Origin of the sequence: Candidatus Bathyanammoxibius amoris (assembly GCA_024451685.1) — a bacterium.
Lineage (GTDB): Bacteria > Planctomycetota > Brocadiia > Brocadiales > Bathyanammoxibiaceae > Bathyanammoxibius > Bathyanammoxibius amoris.
Genome location: JAMXCW010000001.1, coordinates 196,458 through 219,769 on the forward strand (window position 1 = coordinate 196,458; position 23,312 = coordinate 219,769).

Below are 23,312 nucleotides of genomic sequence, written 5' to 3' on the forward strand. Positions count from 1 at the left end.
TGTTCTTCCTTTCTCGTTTACTTGATTGGCAGTTCTACCCGCGTTTGTTCTCCGCCTGGCATACGGCCTGTATCACGTTCTTTGTGATGAGAAAAGCTGCAAATGGGACAGATTAAATGGCTACTACAGGGTACGCCCGGATGGAACACGTTATTAAGAGGCCCATACCGATGGTACCACTCACACTCCATCTCATAGGCCTCTTTGGGGGAGATGGCGTAGTCAAACCAGACGTACCTGTAGTAGCCGTTATTTTTATGTTTTAACAGGCGTTCTTTCAGATTGCTGTCAGACCTTCCGATGTAATCCGCATGGGTCCCGTCACGGGATAAGACGTACGTGCCGGGGAAATCCCTCGTTACAACGATGCCGACGTCGTTTAAGTTGTATATCCCATACATAACTGCCACTCCTGAACGAATGACTTAAATCCCTGACTAAATACGTAGCGCGCGGCCCTGCCAGTCCTATGCGCAGCTTCGGATGGCTTGCATCGCACGTACGATGCGAACCCGCACGCTGCAGCTCTTCCCTCCAAAACGCGGGAGCAAGCTCCCGCGCTGCATCCATAACTATCTTTTCTTCTTTTCGCCTTTAATCAGGGGTTTTACCTCTTCCATGAAGTCGGCGATGTCTTTGAACTCCCGGTACACAGAGGCGAACCTTACGTACGCCACTTTGTCCAGGCTCTTGAGTTTTTGCATTATCTGCTCGCCGACGTACTTGGAGGGCACCTCACGGTCGAACCTGTTATACAGGTCGCGCTCTATGTCGGAGATGGTCGCCTCGATCGTGTCGGTGGATATGGGTCTCTTCTCACAGGCCTTTTCCAGCCCGGCGCGTATCTTGCCCCTGTCAAACGCAACCCTGCGTCCGTCTTTCTTTATCACCTTTAGTGGAGTTTCCTCCATCCGCTCATAGGTGGTATAACGCCTCCCGCAATTTAGACATTCTCTGCGACGCTTTATGTTGAGGCCGTCGGCCGAGGGCCTCGAGTTTATTACCTTGTCATTATCTTGTTTGCAATAAGGGCACTGCATTAGAGACTTTTAGAATTTACATTCTAGAGAGACCGTGAAGTGAGAAGCGACGCGCGCACAGACGAATGTATTCATCAGCCGTTAAGTTCTCCCTGGACACATTACTCATCTTTAAAAAACTCCCGGCAAGACTGTTTCAAAGCAATGTTCCACTCACGGGACGGACGCCGCAAAGCTGCACCTTTTTCTTGCGTCCAGATGTGCGATCCCCAGCACTTGTCCCCCTAAAACTGCGTAACATAAACAAGCCCCCTGCATACCAAGTATACAACATTTAGTATTGCCAGATGTTGTACAGACTTTTACACTATGTCCCACATGTTGTCAAGGGAAATTCAGGTTTTTTTGGAAACTTTCTGCGTGGTTTTTGTTAGTGGGTTAGAGAGTGATACTTTAAGAGACGTACTGCAGTGGTGTCTCGGGGGTAAGGGGGGTTATTGGTTGTCTTCTACGATTTCTACCTTGATGCCGGCCTCTTGGAGCATCTCCTTCGCCAGCCAGTCAGGGTAGTCTGAGAGCGCGACTATGCGCCTGACGCCGCAGTTTATGAGCATCTTTGCGCACAGGACGCACGGGTGGCTGGTTGTGTATAATGTTGCGCCCTCCATGGATATGCCGAGGTTGGCGGCCTGAAGCAGCGCGTTCATCTCTGCGTGGAGCCCCCGGCAGAGTTCCTGCCTCTCCCCGGAAGGTATACCGAGTTTGTCCCGGAGACATCCAATCTCTGTGCAGTGCACCAGCCCCTTTGGCGCGCCGTTGTAGCCGGTGGCGAGTATGTGTTTGTCGAGTACGAGTGTGGCCCCCACCTGGCGGCGGAGACAGGTAGACCTCTGGGCCACCTCGCTGGTGATCTTGAGGAAATATTCGTCCCAGCTCGGCCGGGTGTCTCTACTTGCCGATGCAGAATTGTGAGAAGATTTTTTCAAGTATGTCCTCTGTGGTTATTTTCCCCAACAATTCTCCCAGATGGTCTGAGGCCTCTCTGACGTCGAGGGCGACGAGCTCTGCCGGCGCGCCTTCTTTTACAGACCGGGATGCCTGTTCCAGGGATTCTATGCACTTTTCGACCAGTATCCTTTGGCGAGCGTTTAATACCGCCGGGGAGGCAGAGCAATCTATGCCCCCGCCGGTTATTTTCCCGGCCATCTTTTTCTTGAGTACGTCAATCCCGCTTCCTGTCACCGCAGAGGTACAGATTATAGTAAAATCTTGCCACGGCAGGGGCAGGTCTTCAACGGAAAATTTTGGTGGAAGGTCGGTCTTGTTTATGACAAGCAGGCAGTTGGCGCCGTTTGGACGCTGGTGAAGGGGGAGTTGTTGCGGGAACTCCGCGTAAGATTTCTCCAGCGGCCTGGAACCGTCAAGCACACAGACAAAGAGAGACGACGTGCCAATAGTCCTGGTAGTCATGTCTGTTGTAAGCGTTTCCAGCGCGGGTTTATTGTTTCCCGGTGTCTCTATCCGTCCCAGTCCCGCGGTGTCCAGCAGGCGGAAGGTGATGCCGTCAACGATCAGCTCGGCCTCCAAGGCGTCTCTGGTGGTGCCGCTCTTGTGGCTGGTAATGGCCCTGGGCCATCCGAGCAGCATGTTGAAGAGGCTTGACTTGCCGGCGTTTGGGGGGCCGAAGAACACGGTCCGTACGCCGCCCCGGTGAAACTGGCCGTTATCCGGTCTGCGTATTTGCTCGAGCAGGATTTCCCTGACGGCCTCAAGTTCGTCGGTGGTGTCTCGCGCCGATATCAGGTGAACGTCTATATCGTCTTGTTGGTCTGAAAAGTCGATGGAAGCCTCCAGTAGAGAGAGCTGGTTGGCGATGCGTTCGTGCGTTCTCCTCAACCCCTGCGAGAACGCTCCGCCGAGTTGAACGGCGGCCAGTTTGAGTTCGGCGTCTGTGCGGGAGCGTATGATCTGCAGTACGGCCTCGGCCTGCACTATGTCTATGCGTCCGTTCATGAAGGCCCTCTTTGTAAATTCGCCCGGTTCTGCGAGCCGCAGTTCCCTCCCGGCGCTGTGGGCGTCTCGCAGGAGCTTTTCCGTCAGCATCTCTACCAGGGGTATGCTCCCGAAGGTGTGTATTTCTACCACGTCTTCTCTGGTATAGGAGCGAGGGGCCTTCATTATATATAGGACGGCCGGTGCGGCAGTCCGGTCTTCGAGTTCTATACGGCCCCTGAGTGAGTGGTACGTGCCAGGTGTGCCGGTGTGGAAGGGCTCTTCTTCCGCAAATATCTTCATTGCGCAGGAGAGGGCGTTGGGACCGCTCATTCTTATTATGGCCCGCGGGGAACTGCCCCAGGGTGTAGATACTGCCAGGACGGTGTCGCTTAGTTCATCCAAAATATCTTGAGACCTTTACAAGACCATGCTCAGTTGTCATTCTGAGGGCTTGCCCAATCCGCCTGGGGCGTAGCGAGTCCGCCTCGGGCGTTAAGTGAAACGACCGAAGAATCTCTGGAATACTGGAATCTTCGCTTTGTTCAGATGGCATAAAGTGCTTGCGGGTTTTTGAGGGGTTCTCATTTTACTTTGCGTTTGCCACCATCCTTCGTATGAGTAGCTGTTCTCCGATGCTGAGGACGGTGCTGGTTGTCCAGTAAAGTAGAAGCCCTGCGGGCATATTATACAGGATAAAGGCGAACATCAAGGGCATGTACTTCATGAGTTTTTGTTGCTGTTGTGCCTTCGGGTCGGGGTTTGTGGGCATCAGCCTCATCTGCACTATGCTTGCCGCGGCCATTATTATGGGCAGCGCGTTTATATGGTTGCCCAGGAATGGCAGGGGTGACGTCAGCGTGTACAGCATGTCGGGTCTGGCGAGGTCGTGTATCCAGAAGGCAAACGGTGCCTGTCTCATCTCGAACGATAGCTGAAGAGTGCGGAAGAGGGCGTAGAATATGGGGAGCTGGAGTACTATGGGCAGGCAGCCACTCATGGGACTTACCCCGTGCTTCTGGAACAGCGCCATCTGCTCCTGACCCATCTTTTGTTTGTTGCTCTTGTATTTTGCCTGAAGCTCTTTGAGTTGAGGCTGCAGCTTCTGCATCTTAATCATTGACATCTGGCTCTTTCTTGTGAGCGGGAACAAGAGGGCTTTGACAAGAACAGTCATTATTATTATGCCCACGCCGTAGTTGGGCACAATGTTGTAGAATGTATTAAGGATGTAGAGCAGGCCCTTGCTCAGGGGGGTGAACACGCCGAAGTTCAGGAGTGAGACAAGACCATATTCTTTTAAAATTTCTTCCTTCTTCGGGCCTACGAAGAGGTAGTATTCATCTTTCTCTATGCCCCCGGGCGGCAGAGAGAAGCGGCCCGTGTCTATACTAACGGTGATGTTTCCACTGCTTTTGGCTTTTCTCCCTGGGGTATATGTGGAATTTACCGAATATATTATGTCGTCAGTCGTGGATTTCAGGACACAGGCAAAGTACTTGTTGACTGCACCGGCCCAGGCTATGCCGTGGGATTCGTTTGTCTCAGGTGATTTTTTCAGTTTGCCCATGGTCTTCTGTATGAGCTTGGTTTTCGTGCCCAACAATACGCCCACAACAGAGGCCATATCGTAATCCGGTACTCCTTCCGGGCATATCTGACTGGCGGAAACGAGAGAATATTCCAGCGGTATCTCTTTATCGGTGGTAGTGTTTTCTATCAAAATTTGTACGTTGACGAGATATCTCGACCTCTTGTGCAGGGAGATGTTTTTAGTAAGCGTGATTCCGTTTTCCAGCGTGGTCTGGAAGCTTATTTGCTCCGGGGTGGCCTCTTTTACCCGGTAGAGGCGGTTCGAGAGGTCGTACGTGCCCTGTATCGAGGCTATTGTCATGGTGCGTGGAAATGTGTTTGATGAGAGAATCAGGCGCAAGTCCTTTCCCGCGTAATCCTTGTATTTTTTCAGCGTCACGTTCGTTAGTGATGCGCCCCTGTTGGACCAGACTGTTTTAAGGTCGTCGTTTTCGAGCACTATATTATCCACAGGCTCTATCCCCGTTTGGGGCAGTGCCTGGAGAGCGCTTTCCCTCGTCTGCTCTACCGGGCGCGGCGTGAACTTCTCCGTCTCGCGTTCTGGGGCCCTGGCCGCCTTGCGGCTCGGGGCTCTGGCCGCCTTGTGGCTCGGGGCCTTGGTCGTCTTTGGCCCGTGATGTCTCTTGTCGGGCGGGAACATCCAGGGCAAGAAAAACATGTAGTACGCGAGTATCATCGCCGAGCCAAGGAGAAGTGCAAGAAGAGTTTGTCTATCCATTTTCTATTTTAGACTCCCAGGTACAGCAAGCAATATGGTTGTTGGCAGAGTGCAAGCAGGGGTCCCAGGTTGTTCGTTTTCCAATTGAAAATGTTAACGTACTTATACTGTCAGGTTTTCTCCGGTCTGGTCAAAGCCGTAATTATACATCCTGCGGCGTTCTGAAACAAGGGAAGACTGCGCTACCGGGATGATGTGGCGGGTGGAGAATGGCACTGTTACCGGGTCTTTTCCTTTTGACCTTCTTCCGGTGGCTCCGCCTCTTCCACCAACATTACAGGGATGTCGTCCTTAATCGGGTAGCGTCTGCCGCACTTCGTGCAGACCAGCTTTTCTTGCTCCAGCCGTACGTCTGTCTTGCAAACGGGACAGGCGAGGATTTCCAGTAGTTCCTTATCAATCACGCCTTTAGCTCCATGTACAGTTCGTGATCCGGCGCGGCAAAACGTTGTCCTCTGGTTATATGTATGTCGGATGCGTCGTGCGTCTGCTGGACGCGTATCTTCATCAGGCGCATCAGTTCCAATATGGCCAGAAAGGCTCCGATGACCTCAAGCCGGTCTTTAATTCGGGGGAACAGGTCCAGGAAACCGAACGATTCCACGACGCCGAGCCTTTCGAGGATTACCCCCATGAACTCCTCTATCGGGGTCTCCTCGATGGTAATGGTGGTTGGGACGTCCTGCAGGGTCTCCCTCATAAGTCGTTTGAAGAAGCCCAGCAGTTCCCACGGGCCCATATCCTCCAGGTTCAGGTGCTCTCCTTCTTCCTCGGGGGCGGGGCCGATTCTCGTCTTGTGCGCCCTCGCCGTCTTCATTGCCCTGGCCTCTCTCATGCCATCGAGGGCAGACGCCGCCTCCTTGAATTTCTTGTATTCCAGCAACTGCCTTACCAGTTCCCATCTCGGGTCATCCTCTTTCTCTTCAGTGGTTTGGGGGAGAAGTATCTGGGACTTTATTTGCATCAGGGTCGCGGCCATGACCATGAAATCTCCCACTACTGCGGGCTCGAGCGCCTTCAACAGCTCCATATGGGCCATGTACTGGTCTGTTACCTTGGCTATGGGGATGTCGTATATGTCCACCTCCTCCCTCTTTATAAGATACAGGAGCAGGTCTATGGGGCCGTTGTAGTTGTCAAGTTCTACCTTATATTCGGTTGTGTTCATAATATGCTGGTGAAAAGCCTCGCAAAAAAGAATATCGGCGTGCCGAGAACGCTGCGGAAGACCGGCACATGGAATATCGGGCCAAGGGCGATGAGGCCCAGTAGTATGAAGGGGCTGTAGCCGCTTATATGTTCGTACTGGGGTATAAGATTCCTGGGCAGGAGGCCCCTCAGTATGTGAGAACCGTCCAGGGGATAAAGTGGCAGCAGATTAAAAAAGCATAGTGAAAGGTTTATTATAAGCCCCATGCGCAGAAAGTCGAACAGGTAACTGCGGGCGGGTATAAGGGAGTTTTCTACGGATACCTGCAGTATAATGCCTATTACCAGGGCGGTTATCAAGTTGGACATCGGTCCGCATGCGGAGACAATCATATCGTCCCTGAGCGGATGTCTGAAGTTGCGCGAGTTTACGGGCACGGGCTTACCCCACCCAAAATGTGCTATAAAGAGGCAGAGCGTGCCGATGGGGTCAAGGTGGGCGATGGGGTTTAGCGTCAGACGGCCTTCCAACCTTGCCGTAGCGTCGCCCAGTTTGTCGGCGGCGTAGGCGTGGGAGAATTCGTGCACCGTAATGGCTATAAGTATCACCGGCAGAAGGACAAGTATAAAATACGGGTCTCCGAACATGTAGTCCGGATTCTAGCATCTGTGTATAACCGTGTCAAGGTCAAGAAAAGGATTTATCGCGGATTTGCCGGTAATGAATAACCTGACACGCAAAGGCACACACCCTCGTGAGTCTGACCCGGGTTGATTAAATTGTATAGTGGGGTTATATCTTGCCAAGCGGGAAGGGTTTTGCTAAAATGCCGCGCTGATTTGTACTTTTATGTGAGTGTTCAGCACTTGGTGACAAATGCTTAGAACAAATGTCGAGGAGTTAGTCAGTATCTCTGTGTTTGGTGAGGTTGCCAGCCCCGTATCGGATTCCTCCCCGTACACCGTGAGTGCAGAGGGGCAACCCGTCGTCTTGCCGGGTGTCGGGGGGATTACGTACAACGTGAAGGTGGGCGACACCGCGGTCAACTGGGCGGCTGACCACGTTGAGCCGGGGGTGTCTGTCAAGAACACCAACAAGGAGGCAAACGCGGCGCTGAACCTCCTTGCGTGTGTGGGTAACCGTGCCTGGGTCTCTTCCGGCGACGCCAAGGGCGGCGAGGGAGTCGTCACGGGCAAGCACGGGGGTATAGAGCACGTGCTTATGGACTTTGCCGACGACGTCCTTGAGAAGCTTGCCATTGGAGACAAGATAATGGTAAGGGGGCAAGGGGTTGGGCTTAAGTTCCTGGACTATCCGGAGGTAAAGATAATGAACCTCACCCCGGAAGCCCTGAACGCCATACCCATAAAGGTAGAGAAAGGCACGCTTCTTATTCCCGTTACACATCAGGTACCCGCCGGAATTATGGGCTCAGGCCTGGGTTCACACCACAGCTACCGCGGCGATTATGACATACAACTCTTTGACGAAACGACGGTGAAAGAATATAATCTGAGAAAGCTTAACCTGGGTGACCTGGTGGCCATAATGGATGCGGATCACTCTTTTGGCAGGATATTCCGTAAGGGCGCAGTCACGGTGGGCGTTGTCGTCCACACCAACAGTGTAACTGCCGGACACGGTCCGGGTGTCACCACGCTCTTCACCTCGTCAAAGGGGAGGATTAAGCCGGAAAAGGATACAACGGCGAACATAGCCAGGTATATGAATTTAGGTTGTTTCAGGCCACAAAAGGGAAGGAAAAAGTAACAGGGAGGGTTTACTTAGCTGATGGAGATAACCAAGGATACCAAGGTGGCGGATTTAGTGAGGGAACAGCCGAGGGCTACGATAGTATTCAAACGAAACGGTTTTTTCACACTGATGGCTCGCGTCCAGGGTGGCTCTCTTGACGATTTGACCGTAGAGAAGGCCTGTGGGCAGCAGGGTGCCGACATGGAAAAACTGCTTGCAGACCTGAGGGAAGAGGTCTCCGGCTGCTCTCACACCTCCGAAGAGACACAGACGGACACCGGAGAGATTAAGATCCACAAGAAAATGAAGACCACAGAGGTTACGGACAACTATCCCGCGGCCAAGAGTGTTTTTGTAAAGCATTTCGGCAAGGGATGTTTCGACTGTCCTGCCTTTGGTACGGAAGACATCGGGTTTGCCTGCTTGATGCACAACACTAATGTTGGCATGTTCGTCAACGAGTGTATAGAGGCGGTGAAAAAGGAGCGGGAAGCGAAGACGGGCGCAGGTTCTAACTAAAACATCACCCCCAGCTTACCTCAACTTGGACAGGTCAAAGTTGAACTGGATCTCGTCCCCTTCAGGCTTAACCACCGAGAGCGTTACCTCCGAGTTTGGGTCAAGGCCCTCAACCGGAAACTGGTAGACGCACGCCGCTACGTAATAGGGGCTTTCGGGGAAGTAAACGCTGTCTTCACACATGTTCGGCTGAAACTCATAGGAAGCGGCCACAACGCGGTCTCCAAAGCGCAGCGTCGACGGCCTATAATAATTATAATACATCGAGTCTGTCAGTACCGTAACGGAAAACATCAGAAAATCAGATTTTGAGAGGGCCTTTTTTATCTCTTGTGGACTTAGTTCCCTGTTCTCAAGGGCGGCCTTACGGGCCTTGTAGGCAAGGTTGTGAAATTCATCGTAAAGGGTTGCCCAGCCCACTTTCTCGCCCAGACTGACGGTCCATTCCTTCGAAAAGTCTAACATAGGCGTTGTCTTACCCGCCTTGCCGTACTCGATGGCCTCCTTAATCTGAGCCGGTGTCAGATGAACCAGCATTGCCTCGGCCCGGGTACATAAGACCAGGCACACAAAGGCTATAGCAAAAAACGTCGTTACTCTGCATAACATGGTCTCTTCTTCTCCAAAGGGGGCTATTTTCGGGCAATATAACACCAGCGCCTATCGGGCGTCAATATATATTAAAGAAGGCGAATGGAAAAAACAAAATATTTCACCTTGACAAATTGATGTTACATGTTAAACTTTAAACAAGTTTGTTTTTAAAAAACACTAAATGGTTCACTTGTTCAACTTTAGGTGGGTGGGGAGATGGCTAACTTTAACACAAAAGCGGTATGTAGTGTAATCGGCATAACGCCGAGGCAGGTTCAGTATTGGGACGAAACCAGTTTTATTAAGCCTTCAATAAGGCAGGCGACGGGCCACGGGAGCAGCAGGTTGTACTCCTTTCTCGACCTGGTGCAGATGCGCGTGGCAAAGACCCTGTTGGATGGAGGGGTCAGTTTGCAGAAGATCAGGAAGAGTTTAGAGTTTCTCAGGGCCCATGCCCCGGAGGTAAAAAACCCGCTCGCAGAGTTGCGGTTTATTACCGACGGCGACGCCATCTTTGTCCTTACAAGGGACAAAGAGAAGATAGTCGATGCCCTGAAAGGCGGCCAGCTGATCTTTAGCATTGCCCTTGGCGATTTAGTGAAGGAATTAAACGGCCAGGTGCAGAAGTTTATTGTCAGGAAGGAAAAGCTGATTGATGTAAGTGGTGTTCAATTCAAGGTGCAGTTGGAATCAGACCCCGAGGGTTCTGGTTTTCTCGCACGGTGTCTCGCAATGAACCATACGTGTATGGGAGAGACTGAGGAACAGGCCCTGGAAATAATGAAGGAGACTTTGCGCAAGGGAATACAGGAACAGGCAAAAGATATGGTAAGCTAGAGTTTAGTGCCGTGGCTTCCCAAAAACTCGTGGCGGTTTTTCTCCTCTTTTCAGAGTCATGAGTACCCTCCTCTAAAGCTGCGGCACTAAATTTTTTTGCTTATATGCGGAGGGGGGGGGGAATTCCCTGAAGAAAACGTTAAGCTTGTAGCGCGACGCAAAAGGCCCCTGAAATCCCTACCGTGTGAGTACCTTTATAGGGTAAGTCGGCACAGGCTGACCGCTGATTTTAAGTGCCCTTTCCCTCATTGCCAGCAACCCCTTTGGAAGTTCGCTTTCCAGAACCCAGGCCATTATTGTATGAGGTACGGGGAAGTTGGGCTCCGCCTCCACCTCCATGGTAAAGACGGTACTCTTGGAGTGTACCGGCTCCAGTTTCCAGTATCCTTTGTACGTCTTCATGTTGCCGGAGTAACTGTCAAAAACAATCCGGTTCGGGGGCTCCTCCTTTATCTCCAACCCCAGGTGCATTGTCAGCGGGAAGTATCTGTACGTCTGTTCCAGGAATACCTTGTCCCCCTTCCTGTCTGCGATGGTGCACTTTTTCAGGTGCGGCACGTACTCGTCCAAGCCTTTGTAATCGGTAAGCACACGCCACAGGATCTTCTGGGGCACCTCTACAAACAGAGAGACCTTCAGCTTGATGGGCCACGAGCCGGAGGTTTTTTCTTTGATTATCACCAGCTGGCCCCTCTTAGGTGAATCATCCGCCGCGCCCTGCGCCTGGGTCTGGCCCTTCTTATGTGAATCATCCGCCGCGCCCCGCGCCTGAGAGGGAAGTAAGAGTATGCAGAGGAGAAAGATAAGGAGCCGGGGCGGTCGTGGCGAGTACTGCTTGAGTGACATGGTTGTGGCTCTTTTACAAGTGTTAATCCTGCGCCCCCTCACGGTCAAAAAAGATAATACCCCTTTTCTCGCCACCGTGTCAAGGTCCAGGAGAGCGGGCTCGCCCTTAAGGTTATTTTGTGTGTGTCCTTTCCCGTTGCGCGCACGGTATTGCGGCAGTAGAATACCGTTTTGTTTCAGGAGAGCCTGACACATGGCCATCAAAAAAGCGGTCATTGCCTTCGGCGGTAACGCAATCCTTAAGCAGGGGGAGAGGGGAACCATCCGGGAACAGCTCACGCACTGCCGTGAGACATGTGACGCGCTGCTTGACATCGTAGGCACGGGGTATGAGCTTGTTATAGTGCACGGCAACGGCCCCCAGGTGGGCAACATGCTCCTGCGCGCGGAAGGGGTGCGCGGAAAAGTGCCGGAACTGCCCCTTGACGTCTGTGTCGCCGCGACGCAGGGTACGATGGGGTTTATGCTTGAGATAGAGATGCGCAACCGGTTGAAGGAACGCGGGCTTGACAAAGAGGTGACCACGCTTATGACCCAGGTGGTCATTGACCCCGACAGGGAGAGGTTCGAACATCCCACGAAACCTGTAGGACCGTTTTACGACGAAGAACGTGCCGGGGAACTGAGGCGCGAAAGGCACTGGGATATTGTAGAAGACAGCCACAGGGGATTTCGCCGTGTTGTAGCTTCACCAAGACCGGTCGAGATACTGGGAATCGAGACAATCCGGTCGCTTATTAACAAGCGACACATCGTTATCGCGGCAGGCGGGGGCGGCGTACCCGTCCTGAGAAGAAACGGCGAACGTCTTAGCGGCGTAGAGGCGGTAATTGACAAGGACTATACGGCCGGTCTGATGGCACGTGAGGTGGGGGCGGAGCTGTTAATCGTCCTTACCCGTGTGGAGAGTGTGTGCGTAAATTTTGGTGGTCCTGATGAAAAACCCCTGCGGCGCATCACCACCGCCGAGGCCAGGGACTATCTTGCGCGGGGTGAATTCCCGGCGGGTAGTATGGCCCCAAAGATTTCCGCGGCCCTTGAATTCGTAGAGGCAACGGGCCATCAGGTGTTGATAACCGCCGCCGGGACTCTCAAGCCCGCCATGGACGGTCTCACCGGCACCAGGATAGTAAAGGGCAGTTAGTACGCACAGCAGCATCAATTTAGAGCTTCTTCGGCACCTTCAGTGCATCAGAACGACGTTTTTGGGAATCTTCGCAAGGGTTTTCATATCATGAAAAAAGACCGGGTTATAATCATGGGCGCGGCGGGCAGGGATTTCCATAATTTTAACCTTTGCTTCCGCAAAGACCCGGAAAACTCGCGGGTGGTCGCCTTTACCGCCGCGCAGATACCCGGAATAAGCCGCAGGAGGTATCCCCCCTCCCTCGCGGGTAAACACTACCCGCGCGGAATCCCAATCTATCCCGAAGAAAGATTGGTTGAGCTTATACGTAAGCATAAGGTGAACAAGGTGGTGCTTGCCTACAGCGACCTGCCGTACGCTGAGGTTATGAAGAAAGACGCGCTGGTGAATGCGGCCGGCGCGGATTTCGTGCTGCTTGGACCTGCCGGGACCATGCTCAAATCAAAAAAACCCGTGGTCGCCGTCACCGCCGTTCGCACGGGCTGCGGCAAGAGCTCTACTACCAGAAAGATAGCGGGACTCTTGAAAAAAATGGGCGTGCGTCCCGTAGTGGTGCGTCACCCCATGCCATACGGCGACCTTGAGAAACAGACCTGCCAGCGTTTTGTGAACTACGATGACCTGGACCGCCATAACTGTACCATCGAAGAACGGGAGGAGTACGAACCGCTGATAGACAGGGGTTTCACGGTCTATGCCGGTGTGGACTACGGCAAGATACTCAGGCGCGCGGAGCGTGAGGCCGACGTGATTATCTGGGACGGGGGGAATAACGACTTCCCGTTCTTCCGTCCTGATTTATATATCACGCTGGTCGACCCCCACCGTCCCGGACACGAGGTCTCGTACTATCCCGGCGAGATAAACCTGAGAAGCGCCGACGTGATTATTATTAACAAGATAAAGACCGCCAAAAAGAGCGGGGTAAGACAGGTGGAAAAAAACATCCGTGAGTGCAACCCCGGTGCCGTGGTTATCCACGCGAGCCTTGCCATAACCATAGACTGCCCGGAGTGCGTGGAGCGTAAGAAGGTGCTTGTGGTGGAGGACGGCCCCACGCTCACCCACGGCGGGATGGCCTACGGCGCCGGCACGTTCGCGGCGAAGAGGTATAATTCCCGCATAGTAGACCCCCGGCCCTGCCTGACAGGTTCACTCAAAAAAGTTTTCCGGCAGTACCCGCATCTGTCCAAGGTCCTGCCCGCCATGGGCTACGGGCCGAAACAGCTTGAGGAACTGCGCCGGGTCATAGACTGCGTGAGGTGCGACGCCGTCATATCCGCCACCCCCACCGACCTCTCACGTATTATAGACTGCAACAAACCTATCGTCCGCGTGGACTACAAGCTTGAGGAAATAAAGGGCCCCGGCCGCCCCGGCCTCAGAAAGGTCCTGAAGGAGTTTCTTGCCCGCCACGGATTGTAAGGTTGTGGCATAAGCCTGTGACTGCCTGTCTGAAATAAAGTATTTCTCAAATGTGTTTGTTTCAGTATAATACCCCTCTTTTACCGCTTTTTATGTCTTCTTCCCCCGTAGTTTTTCGAGCGGCGACAGGAGGATATACACGCATGCTGATGACGTTATGTCATATTATATAGATGCATTAGTGAAGGTCCTGAAGTGCAGCACAAAGCCTGGATTCGCGTATTGTTTGTACGAAGTGATTATGTCCGGGTTTATTAGGGACGTAAATGATGATGAACCCACTTCTCACTGTTAAGTCGGAAGAAGAGGCAAGGGAGACCCTGAGCCGCAACCTGGAAGAAATTCGCTCAAGGATAGACGCCGCGTGCGCCTGTTCAGGGCGTGACCCGGAGTCCATAAAGCTTGTACTCTCAACCAAGTACGTTGATGCAAGTGTCGTAAGGCTGCTCTATAAGCTGGGTGTCAGCGACGTGGGCGAGAACCGCATACAGGATACGCAGCAAAAACAAGAACTCCTGTCGGACCTCCCCGTCAGGTGGCACATGTTCGGCCACCTGCAACGCAACAAGGTGAAAAAAGCCCTGAAATTTTTTGAGCTGATACACTCGGTCGAGAACCTGCCGCTGGCGGAGGAGATTGACAAGGTCTCGCGGGGCATGGGCAGGCGGACAAAAATCCTGGTAGAGGTCAACGTCAGCGGTGAGCCGCAGAAATACGGGCTCAGGCCGGAGGAGACTTCGGCTTTTATGGAAAAACTCGGCCCCATGCGGGGCATTCAGGTGCTTGGCCTCATGGCAATGACCCCGCTTATGGAGATAGACGACGTTGATACGGAGCTCTGCAGGGGCATCTTCCGTGGCCTCAGGCAGCTATCAGAAGACATAGAAGGAACTGGTATAGAGAATATAAAGATGCAGTACCTCTCGATGGGCATGACACAGGACTTTGAGATAGCGGTGGAGGAGGGGTCAAACCTCTTAAGGATTGGTTCCGCCGTGTTCAGGGGAATTTAGCAAAAATTTTTTCGATGCCTGCAATAGAGCTGAAAAAGACTTCGGAAGGTATTGTCATCCCTGTAAGGGTGCAGCCCGGCGCAAAAAAAAATAGCATAGTGGGCGAGTGGGCCGGGAGGCTCAAGCTGCAGGTGACAGCGCCGCCTGAAAAAGGCAAGGCGAACGACGCGGTGGTAAAGCTGCTTGCAAAAGTCCTCGGAGTTCAGAGGTCAAGCGTCCGCATCGTCTCCGGCGGGTTGTCCCGCGACAAGAAGGTCTTGGTTCAGGGTATAAGTTCAGAAAAGGATTTTTTAGAAGTTCTATACCGGAAGTGATAAATGGGCAAAGATTATAAAGCCACTCTAAACCTCCCCGTCACAAAGTTTCCCATGAAGGCGGACCTCGTCCGCAGGGAGCCTGAGATACGGAAGAAATGGGACGAAGAGGACCTCTACGGACAGATACGCAGGGCCGGGAAGGGTAATAAGAAGAAAAAGTATATAGTCCACGACGGCCCCCCGTATCCCACGGGCGACCTCCATATAGGCACCGGGCTTAACAAGACCCTGAAGGACCTGATTGTAAGGTACAAAACTATGCGGGGTTATGATTCCCCCTTTGTCCCCGGCTGGGACTGTCACGGGCTCCCCATAGAGCACAGGGTGATGCAGTCGCTTACAAAGGGCAGGGACCCGAAGGAGCTGGACAAGCTGCTTGAGAAGGCGAGGGACGAGTCCACGAAGACCGGTCAGCTCAGTAAAGAGACAAAGAAGATGCTCGCCTCTTTACTGGTTCCGGAGGAAAAGGCCGGGGCTCCGGAGGCCCACGTAGCCGATAAGCCCACGATACGCAGGCTCTGCAGGCATTATGCCGAACTCTACGTCAACCTCCAAAGGGCACAGTTCAAGGCCCTCGGCGTATCGGGAGACTGGGAGAACCCGTACCTGACGACAGACGCCCAATACGAAGCCGCGGTTATCGACACGTTCGGGAAACTGGTAGAGGGCGGGTATGTCTACCGCAGTCTGAAACCGATCCACTGGTGCACGCACTGCGAGACCGCGCTGGCCGAGGCGGAACTGGAATATGCCGATAAGACCAGCCCGTCTATTTTTGTAAACTTAAGACTCACGGACAGCGTCGCCGACCTCTTTAAGGGCGTTGAGTCCGGAGAGGACGTAGGCATACTGATATGGACCACGACCCCCTGGACCATACCCGCGAACATAGCCGCCGCCGTCCACCCTGATTCGCACTACGCCGCCGTGCGGTACACGAATCCGCTTAATGGGAAAAAGGTGGTTAGCGTCATGGCCCGGAGCCTCGTGGAACCGGTCATGGAGAAGCTGGGCGTAACAGACTACCAAACACTTGACACGGCTACCGGGAGTGAACTTGAGGGCAGGAAATACAATTCCCCGATAAGGGACGTGGAGGGCGCGATAGTCACCGCGGACTACGTCAGTCTTAAAGAGGGTACGGGCTGCGTCCACACCGCGCCCGGTCACGGGCAGGATGACTACCAGACGGGACTCAAATACAAGCTGCCCATCTTCAGCCCCGTGGATGGCAGAGGCAGGTTCACAGACGAGGCGGTGGACTTCATACAGGGCCAGGAGGTATACGAGGCGAATCCCCGCATAGTCGAGAGGCTTGAGGAGCTGGGCCTGCTGGTCAGCAAAACATCGCTACAACACTCGTACCCGCACTGCTGGAGGTGCAAGCAGCCGGTAATATTCCGCGCGACGAAGCAGTGGTTTATAAAGCTGGACCATAATGACCTGAGGGGCCGCGCGCTGAAGGCGGTAGAAGACACCCGGTGGGTGCCCGCCTGGGGCATGGAAAGAATGCACGGTATGATTAACCAGCGGCCCGACTGGTGCATCTCTCGTCAGAGGGCCTGGGGTGTCCCCATACCAGCGTTTCACTGCGAGGACTGCGAAGAGATACTGATGACACCGGAGACGGTCAACCGCGTCAGGGATATTTTTCGTGAAAAGGGTTCGGACAGCTGGTTCCTCCTCGATGCGAGGGAGTTCCTGCCGCCGGACGTGACCTGCGAGAAATGCGGCGGTAAAAATTTTAAGAAGGAGATGGACATATTCGACGTGTGGTTTGAGTCAGGCTCCAGCCACCACGCCGTACTCCACGGCAACCGCGAACTCGCCTTCCCGGCGGACGTCTATCTGGAAGGCACCGACCAGCACCGCGGTTGGTTCCAGCTCTCACTGCTCCCCTCCATAGGGGCCTGGGGCGCCGCACCGTTCCGGACGGTGGTTACCCACGGCTTCGTGGTGGACGAGAAGGGCGAAAAGATGTCAAAATCGCTGGGCAACTTCATCTCGGTCGAAGACGCCCTCGAACGGTTCGGGGCCGATATTATCCGGCTCTGGGCCTCGTCCCAGGACTACAGGCAGGACATAAATACGTCCGTGGCGCTTATGGCCCGCATGTCGGACGTCTACAGGCGGATAAGAAACACCTTCCGCTACCTGCTGGGCAATCTCGATGACTTTGATCCAAGGACCGACAGTGTAGACTATGCCGAACTCCCGGAGATAGACCGATGGGCGCTGAGCAGGACACAGGGGCTGGTCGAGTCCGTGACACGGGCATTTAGAAATATGGAGTTCCACAAGGTGCACCACTCGATACACAACTTCTGCGCCGTTGATATGAGCGCCTTCTATCTCGATATACTGAAAGACAGGCTCTACACCGCGGGCAGGAAATCAACCGAACGCCGCGCCGCACAGACCGCCATGCACCATATACTGCACACGCTGGTAAAACTCTCGGCGCCTATGCTGGTACACACCTCGGAAGAGGTCTGGTCGTTTATAGAAGAGGCCAACAGGGACGAACCGGCCACCAGCGTGCACCTCACGACCTGGCCGGAACCAAAGAAGGAATGGATGGACAAGGAACTTGACGCGCGCTGGGAATCGCTTATGAGGATAAGGGAGATTGCCAACCGTTCGATAGAATGTAACCGCGCAAAGAAGCGCATCAGGAGTTCGCTTGAGGCGTCGGTCAGCCTATACACCACGGACGATAAGACCCATAAGCTGTTAAAGAGCTACGAGGATTTTCTTCCGACGCTTTTTATTGTATCCGAGGTAAAATTATTTGCCGTGCCCCCGCCAACGGAACTTGCAGAGCCGGAACGCGAAGGCGCATTTTCACAGATACCACCTTGGGACGACGTTCCGCTGGATAAGATTATCGAAAAAATCCCATCCGACCTGCGTCCGCGGGAGGGCACTACTGGAGCACAACAGGCCGCCACAGAAAAGGTCACCGCGTGGTCCGAGAAGTGTACCAACCAGAAATGTGAGAGGTGCTGGAATTTTTTGCCGAGCGTTGGCCAGGAAGCAAAACACCCTACCCTCTGCTCAAGGTGTGTTGGTGTGGTAGAGGCGATGTAACTGCCAGACAAGAAGTACTGTAGGGGCACGTTGCAACGTGCCCCTACTTTTAGCTCGATAAATCGAGCAGCTACAATTTCGGTTTGTGGTTGTGTTGTGGTTTTTACCTGTAGCTGCCCTATTTATGGGGCGTGTATGTTTGTAGTGCGTCGAGGCGTGACTTATTTACTACTTATTTGCGCCCGGGCGAGGTTGTCAAGGAGTTTCCGGGCGCTGGTCATTCCGGGTTTAATCCGCAGTGCGAGCTGAAGGTGTTCTTTGGCGTGGTCGTAGTCGCCCTGTTCGTTGTAATAGCGTCCGAGGAAATAGTGCGCGCCCACGTAGCCGGGTTTTAGCTTCACGGATTTTTCCAGTTGTTCTATCGCCAGGTCGTACTCCCCCTTGTGGCCGTAACAGAGGCCAAGGAAATAGTACGCGGCTTCATAATCGGGGCGGAACCTTATGGCGTTCTCAAACTGTGCTATCGCCCGGTCGTACTGCCCCCGGTCGCCGTAACAGATACCGAGGACGCAGTATGCGCCCGCGTCATCGGGCTTAAACCTGAGGCCCGTCTCCAGCAGTTTTATGGCCTTGCCATACTGTGCCTTCTCTGAGTAGTGAAGGCCGAGCTGAAGGTACGCGTCGGCAAAACCCCTAAAATCAGGCTTGATTCTGACGGCGTCCTCGTACTCTTTTATCGTCAGGTCATACTGGTTGTCTAACAGATATATCTTGCCCAGGACGTAATGTACGTCTGCGTTCCCCGGGTTAAATTCTATACCCGCCTTTAATTTCTCTATGGCCTGAGTATACTGCCCCTTTATGGCGTACTGTTCGGCGAGCAGGATATGGGCCTTCGGGTCGGCCGGTTTTATTGTTATGGCCTGTTCGTACTGTTTTGTGGCCTGTTCAAACTGGCCCCTTATGGCGTACTGTTCACCAATCCTGTTGTGTGCCTCTACGAAATCGGGTCTTAGCTCGATCGCCTCCTGATACTGCTCCATGGCCAGGTCGTGTCTTCCTTTCCTGGCGTATATACTGCCAAGGGCGAGGCGCGCGTCTGCGTCGTCGGGGTACAGCCTTAAACCCGCCTTTAGCTGTCCCATTGCCAGGTCATAAAGCCCTTTGCCGGCGTATGACAGGCCGAGGTTATAGCGGTAATTCGCGTTGTCAGGCCTGAGGGCCACGGCCTTCTTATATTCCTTAATCGCCTCGTCCTGAAGGCCCTTCGTGTCGTAGGCGAGTCCGAGGTTATAGCGCAGCGTTGCATCGTCGGGTATAAGCAGTACCGTCTCCTCGTACTGCTCTATCTCAAGGTCATACTGGCCCGTCTCTCCGTAGGCCGCGCCCAGGTTAACGTATGCGTCTGCCAGTTCGGGGTTCAGCCTGATGACCTCTTTGTATTGCTCTATGGCCTGTTCGTAGAGACCCTTCTCCGCGTAGGCGAAACCGAGACCAAAATACGCCCACTCACTATCGGGTTCCTGCATAATGGCCTCGCGGAACTCGATTATCGCGGGGTCAAGCTGGCCGTCTTCCAGGAAAGACACACCTGCCTCGTAATGCCGCAGGGCCTGGGAGCCGCTGTCATTGCCCGGCGACGTCTCTGCATGGACCGCAACCGCCGCGAGCAGGAGAAATACAAGAGCGATGGAGGAAATAAGGGCAGGAAGTCTACGAGAATTTTTTGGTGGGGGACCATTTGAATCGGTCCTACCCGGATATTTGTATACTTTCATAAGGGAGATTACACGTTGTGTACCGCCACCCTGCCGGGAAGTATAATACCATAATCACCAGAAATCAAACGAAAAGTTAGTAAATAATCAGGTAATTTACTGCACGGGCCTGTGTATGTCGTTTTGACGCTAATGATGTGTCGTCTCCAGCCGGGCGATGCGGGTGAACATGTTCTCTACCAGCAGGTTTATGTTGGCGTTGCGCCGAAGGGCTTCGAGTGAGTATTTTATCTCATCCATTATGTCCGTTATGGTTCCCATGGACAGGCGGCCGGCCTTCGCCTGTATCCTGTCCCGCTCGTCGCTGTTGAATAGCCCGGCAACCTCTTCCGCCCCGGCCTTACACAGGAGTATGTCTCTGTAGTATTCCAGCATGACGCACATCCATATCCTCAGACGTGAACGTCTTGCCTCAAGCCCCTCGTCTTTTTCACCGGGGCACCAGTCCAACACCTCCTGGGAGATGGAGAAATTGTCTTCTATGTGCAGCGAGAACAATCTCTCGATGAGTCTTTTTCTCCTGGTGATGGCGTCTTCCTTGAGCAGGTTCGCGGCACGTCCCATGCTGCCGCAGGAGGCCGCGGTAAGCCATTCGAGCCCGTCGCCCTCCACGCCGAAATTTTCTGTAATCAGCCCCTTGAGCGTGCCCGGGTCGATGGGGTGGAATCTTACCAGTTGGCAGCGTGATATGATAGTCCGTGGCAGTCGCGGCGGGGAGGTGGTCGTTAGCAGGATGACTACACCGGGGGGAGGTTCCTCCAGGGTCTTAAGCAGGCAGTTAGCGGCCTCAGAACTCATCCGTTCGGCGTCTTCAATCACAAAGACCCTTCGCTTGGCCTCGACGGGTTTAAGTGCCGCGAGTCTCTCCAACTCCTGTATGGAGGCGATTGTTATTACCTTATACCCGGCGGTAATCCACGACAGGTTTGGGTTTCTGCCGGTGTCTACGCCCCTGCATGATTCGCACGTGTCGCAGGCGTCGCTCCTTCCCTCCTGACACAGTAGCGCCTTGGAGAGTTCTCTGGCGAAGAGGGCCTTGCCCACGCCCTCCGGGCCGTGGAACATGTAGGCGTGTGCCAGCCGCCCTCTGGACAGGACGCTCTGGAAGCTGGCGACTACGTGGGACTGGGACAAGATTTTTTTGAAGGACATGTTTTGTATAACTTTACACGATACAGTACGAACTTCTTACAAACGGCCCTGAAAACACCTCCGGGAAACCCAACTCCCTGGCCGTCTCCCCAAACTCCTCAAATTCCTCCGGTGTCAGAAATCTGTCTACGGGCAAATGGTTTCTTGACGGTCTTAGATACTGCCCGATTGTCACAGTGTCACATCCTGCGTGGAGAAGGTTTTCGAGGACTTTGAAGACCTCTTCTTTTTTTTCGCCCAGACCCAGCATGAGCCCGGACTTGACGCGTATATTTTTACACCCTTTACGCGCAAAATCAAGCACACGGAGACTTCTGTTGTAATTGGCCTCAGGTCTGACCCCGGGATAAAGTCTGGGCACGGTCTCGACGTTGTGGGTAAAAACGTGCGGCCCTGCCTCCAGCACCCTGAGTACGTCGTCCCGCGCCCCCCGGAAATCAGGCACCAGTACCTCTATTCTTAACCCGTTACATCCCTCCTTAAGGGCGAGTACTATCCTGCTGAAGTGCGCGGAACCTCCGTCAGGCAGGTCATCCCTGGTGACGGAGGTGACTACTACGTGGTCGAGACCCAGAAGCCTTGCGGCCCGGACAAGCCTCTCGGGTTCGTCTTCTTCCCCTTTGATGTCTTCAGGCCGTCCCTTCTTTACGCCACAAAAACCACAGTTACGGGTACAGGTGTCACCGAGGACGAGAAAAGTGGCCGTGCCCCTTGCAAAACACTCCATCATATTTGGGCATAATGCCTCCCGGCAGACCGTCTTCAGCCTGAACTCCTCCAGCGCGCGGACAACCCTGGCCGTCGAGCCGCCTGATATCACCCTTTTTTTTAGCCAGGGCGGCAGCCTGGTGATGGCGCGGTTAGAGGGTGACAGGCTTTTCATGTTTGGCTCTACTATTTCTGATAATCTTACATACCCCTGCCAAGAAGTTTTCTGGCCGCCTCTGCGAGGGATTCTGAAAAGCTGGGGTGAACGGGCATACTGGCGGCCAGGTCCTCCAGGCGCGCGCCTGTCTTAACGGCCAGTGCCGCCTCCCCGATTAGAAAACTGGCGTATGGTCCTAACATGTGGACACCCAGTATCTTATGCGAAGACGCCTCCACTGTCAATTTTACAAAACCACCTGTGTCGGCTGAGACCCAGGCCTTGCTCAGTTGTCTGAACTCGAAGATGCCCGTCTTTACGTTGAGCCCCGCCTCGCCGGCCTCACGCGCACCAATCCCCACCGCGGCAACCTCGGGCTGGGTAAAGACACAGCGGGGTATTGTCCGGTAATCCATTTTCGAGTCAAGACCGAGGGCGCTTTCCACCGCTACCACACCCTGCCGGTGCGCCACGTTGGCCAACTGGCCCCTGGCCGTAACGTCTCCCGCCGCATAGACGTCAGGTATGCTGGAAAGACAATGCTCGTCGACCTCGACGTGCCCCCGCTCATTAATGCGGACGCCGGTGTCCTCAAGGCCCAGGCCGCTCGTGTTTGGCGACCTTCCCGTACACACCAGGAGTTTCTCCGCAGTCAAGACCTCACCCGCGACATGCACACAGACACCTTCTTCCTTCACGTCAGGGTCAGCCACCGATTCGCCCGTCATGACCCTTATCCCGGACCGTGTAAATTCCTTTGCGAGGGCCTTACCAATGTCTGCATCCATGTCACCCAGCAGGTGGTTCAGGCATTCTATCAGGATGACGTCCGAGCCAAATTCATTGAATATGTACCCAAACTCACAGCCTATGTAGCCGCCGCCGACGATTATGATGCTTTTTGGTATCGACTCGAAACGCAGTGCGTGGTCGCTTGTCACCACCCTGTGGCCGTCCACCGGCAGGGCCGCGTGTTCGACGGGGGAAGAGCCCGTTGCCAGAATTATCCTGGCGGCCTTTAGCGACCGGAGACCACCATCGGAAAGGACTACCTCCACCTCGTTTTGTCCCTTGAGTCTGCCCCTGCCGCTGACGACTTCCACTCCGGACTCGTTGTAAAGGTCTTGCATGCCCTTTCTGAGGGCGTTTACCACCCGGTCTTTTCTGGCCAGGATTCGATTAAAATCGAAGCTTGCCCCTTTTGTATCAATACCCCAGTCACGCGCCCTCTTTATTTGTGAAAAGATGCCGGCACTCCTTAGAAGCATTTTTGTGGGTATACACCCTCTATTGAGGCATACACCACCGAGCCGGTCCCGCTCAACCACACACACGCCTTGCCCCAGTTGGGCGGCGCGAATCGCGGCGGCCATGCCAGCGGGCCCGGAGCCTAATATGACGAAGTCAAGCATACACAACCTCTTATTATTTAATATCTTACGGCAAAGGTAAAGAGCGTGTCTAGCAGCCCATGTCTTGGAGGTTTGATGATTATACTTACCACTAAAAATCTTGTCAAGGACTTGCCCGGCAGGGCACGTTTCCGGCGTACGGCGCCTGGTTCAAATTTCGTCAGATGTTGCTATGTCTTTAAATTATAA

22 protein-coding genes are annotated in these 23,312 nt (G+C 53.9%); 8 read left to right on the forward strand and 14 right to left on the reverse strand.

The window, feature by feature from the left end; all coding sequences use genetic code 11:
• Window positions 1-17 precede the first annotated feature (17 nt).
• From NOU37_00965 to NOU37_01000, 8 genes are all read right to left on the reverse strand, one after another.
• On the reverse strand, window positions 18-401 hold the full coding sequence (locus tag NOU37_00965; GenBank protein ID MCQ4573809.1) for a hypothetical protein: 384 nt from the start codon (window positions 399-401) through the stop codon (window positions 18-20).
• A 171-nt stretch (window positions 402-572) separates the two neighbouring features.
• Window positions 573-1,040 carry a transcriptional regulator NrdR gene (nrdR, locus tag NOU37_00970; GenBank protein MCQ4573810.1) on the reverse strand — a complete coding sequence of 156 codons (468 nt, stop codon included), beginning with the start codon at window positions 1,038-1,040 and terminating at the stop codon, window positions 573-575.
• 434 nt (window positions 1,041-1,474) lie between these two features.
• Complete coding sequence (locus NOU37_00975) at window positions 1,475-1,966, reverse strand: cytidine/deoxycytidylate deaminase family protein (protein MCQ4573811.1); 492 nt, start codon at window positions 1,964-1,966, stop codon at window positions 1,475-1,477.
• On the reverse strand, window positions 1,929-3,377 hold the full coding sequence (gene mnmE, locus NOU37_00980) for a tRNA uridine-5-carboxymethylaminomethyl(34) synthesis GTPase MnmE (GenBank protein MCQ4573812.1): 1,449 nt from the start codon (window positions 3,375-3,377) through the stop codon (window positions 1,929-1,931). The genes NOU37_00975 and mnmE overlap by 38 nt, the downstream gene beginning before the upstream one ends.
• Window positions 3,378-3,561: 184 nt before the next feature.
• A complete protein-coding gene (gene yidC / locus NOU37_00985) occupies window positions 3,562-5,283 on the reverse strand; it encodes a membrane protein insertase YidC (protein MCQ4573813.1) in 1,722 nt (573 codons plus the stop codon).
• Between the two features lie 218 nt (window positions 5,284-5,501).
• Window positions 5,502-5,687 carry a Trm112 family protein gene (locus NOU37_00990; protein ID MCQ4573814.1) on the reverse strand — a complete coding sequence of 62 codons (186 nt, stop codon included), beginning with the start codon at window positions 5,685-5,687 and terminating at the stop codon, window positions 5,502-5,504.
• Window positions 5,684-6,451 (reverse strand): segregation/condensation protein A, encoded by a 768-nt coding sequence (locus NOU37_00995; GenBank protein ID MCQ4573815.1) that lies wholly within the window; start codon window positions 6,449-6,451, stop codon window positions 5,684-5,686. Before NOU37_00995 ends, NOU37_00990 begins: the two co-directional genes overlap by 4 nt.
• On the reverse strand, window positions 6,448-7,080 hold the full coding sequence (locus NOU37_01000) for a site-2 protease family protein (GenBank protein ID MCQ4573816.1): 633 nt from the start codon (window positions 7,078-7,080) through the stop codon (window positions 6,448-6,450). Before NOU37_01000 ends, NOU37_00995 begins: the two co-directional genes overlap by 4 nt.
• 229 nt (window positions 7,081-7,309) lie before the next feature.
• Here NOU37_01000 and NOU37_01005 point away from each other — a divergent pair, with 229 nt between their 5' ends.
• Both NOU37_01005 and NOU37_01010 read left to right on the forward strand, forming a co-directional pair.
• Entirely contained in the window at window positions 7,310-8,203 is an 894-nt protein-coding gene (locus NOU37_01005) for a DUF4438 domain-containing protein (GenBank protein MCQ4573817.1), read from the forward strand.
• A gap of 21 nt (window positions 8,204-8,224) precedes the next feature.
• Window positions 8,225-8,707 (forward strand): hypothetical protein, encoded by a 483-nt coding sequence (locus NOU37_01010; protein ID MCQ4573818.1) that lies wholly within the window; start codon window positions 8,225-8,227, stop codon window positions 8,705-8,707.
• 15 nt (window positions 8,708-8,722) lie between these two features.
• Here NOU37_01010 and NOU37_01015 read toward each other — a convergent pair whose 3' ends face one another.
• Window positions 8,723-9,316 (reverse strand): hypothetical protein, encoded by a 594-nt coding sequence (locus tag NOU37_01015; protein ID MCQ4573819.1) that lies wholly within the window; start codon window positions 9,314-9,316, stop codon window positions 8,723-8,725.
• A gap of 201 nt (window positions 9,317-9,517) precedes the next feature.
• On the opposite strand from NOU37_01015, the gene NOU37_01020 reads away from it, so the two are divergent.
• Window positions 9,518-10,138 (forward strand): MerR family transcriptional regulator, encoded by a 621-nt coding sequence (locus NOU37_01020; protein ID MCQ4573820.1) that lies wholly within the window; start codon window positions 9,518-9,520, stop codon window positions 10,136-10,138.
• 177 nt (window positions 10,139-10,315) lie between these two features.
• On the opposite strand, the gene NOU37_01025 is transcribed toward NOU37_01020, so the two are convergent.
• Window positions 10,316-10,984 (reverse strand): SRPBCC family protein, encoded by a 669-nt coding sequence (locus NOU37_01025; GenBank protein MCQ4573821.1) that lies wholly within the window; start codon window positions 10,982-10,984, stop codon window positions 10,316-10,318.
• Window positions 10,985-11,177: 193 nt separating this feature from the next.
• On the opposite strand from NOU37_01025, the gene arcC reads away from it, so the two are divergent.
• The 5 genes from arcC (at window position 11,178) to ileS (ending at window position 17,976) form a co-directional block, all read left to right on the forward strand.
• A complete protein-coding gene (gene arcC, locus NOU37_01030) occupies window positions 11,178-12,128 on the forward strand; it encodes a carbamate kinase (protein MCQ4573822.1) in 951 nt (316 codons plus the stop codon).
• Window positions 12,129-12,218: 90 nt separating this feature from the next.
• Window positions 12,219-13,556 (forward strand): cyclic 2,3-diphosphoglycerate synthase, encoded by a 1,338-nt coding sequence (locus NOU37_01035; GenBank protein ID MCQ4573823.1) that lies wholly within the window; start codon window positions 12,219-12,221, stop codon window positions 13,554-13,556.
• 266 nt (window positions 13,557-13,822) lie between these two features.
• Window positions 13,823-14,569: a YggS family pyridoxal phosphate-dependent enzyme gene (locus tag NOU37_01040; protein MCQ4573824.1), complete on the forward strand. Its 747-nt coding sequence runs from the start codon at window positions 13,823-13,825 to the stop codon at window positions 14,567-14,569.
• Between the two features lie 14 nt (window positions 14,570-14,583).
• Window positions 14,584-14,883: a DUF167 domain-containing protein gene (locus NOU37_01045; protein MCQ4573825.1), complete on the forward strand. Its 300-nt coding sequence runs from the start codon at window positions 14,584-14,586 to the stop codon at window positions 14,881-14,883.
• Window positions 14,884-14,886: 3 nt separating this feature from the next.
• Window positions 14,887-17,976 carry an isoleucine--tRNA ligase gene (gene ileS, locus NOU37_01050; protein ID MCQ4573826.1) on the forward strand — a complete coding sequence of 1,030 codons (3,090 nt, stop codon included), beginning with the start codon at window positions 14,887-14,889 and terminating at the stop codon, window positions 17,974-17,976.
• 161 nt (window positions 17,977-18,137) lie between these two features.
• Here the strand turns inward: ileS and NOU37_01055 are convergent, their stop codons facing one another.
• From NOU37_01055 to lpdA, 4 genes are all read right to left on the reverse strand, one after another.
• Window positions 18,138-19,694 carry a tetratricopeptide repeat protein gene (locus NOU37_01055; GenBank protein MCQ4573827.1) on the reverse strand — a complete coding sequence of 519 codons (1,557 nt, stop codon included), beginning with the start codon at window positions 19,692-19,694 and terminating at the stop codon, window positions 18,138-18,140.
• 129 nt (window positions 19,695-19,823) lie between these two features.
• Window positions 19,824-20,846 carry a DNA polymerase III subunit delta' gene (locus NOU37_01060; GenBank protein MCQ4573828.1) on the reverse strand — a complete coding sequence of 341 codons (1,023 nt, stop codon included), beginning with the start codon at window positions 20,844-20,846 and terminating at the stop codon, window positions 19,824-19,826.
• A gap of 13 nt (window positions 20,847-20,859) precedes the next feature.
• Window positions 20,860-21,729, reverse strand: coding sequence for a lipoyl synthase (gene lipA, locus NOU37_01065; GenBank protein MCQ4573829.1), 870 nt, complete (start codon window positions 21,727-21,729; stop codon window positions 20,860-20,862).
• A 26-nt stretch (window positions 21,730-21,755) separates the two neighbouring features.
• On the reverse strand, window positions 21,756-23,123 hold the full coding sequence (lpdA, locus tag NOU37_01070) for a dihydrolipoyl dehydrogenase (protein MCQ4573830.1): 1,368 nt from the start codon (window positions 23,121-23,123) through the stop codon (window positions 21,756-21,758).
• Window positions 23,124-23,312 lie beyond the last annotated feature (189 nt).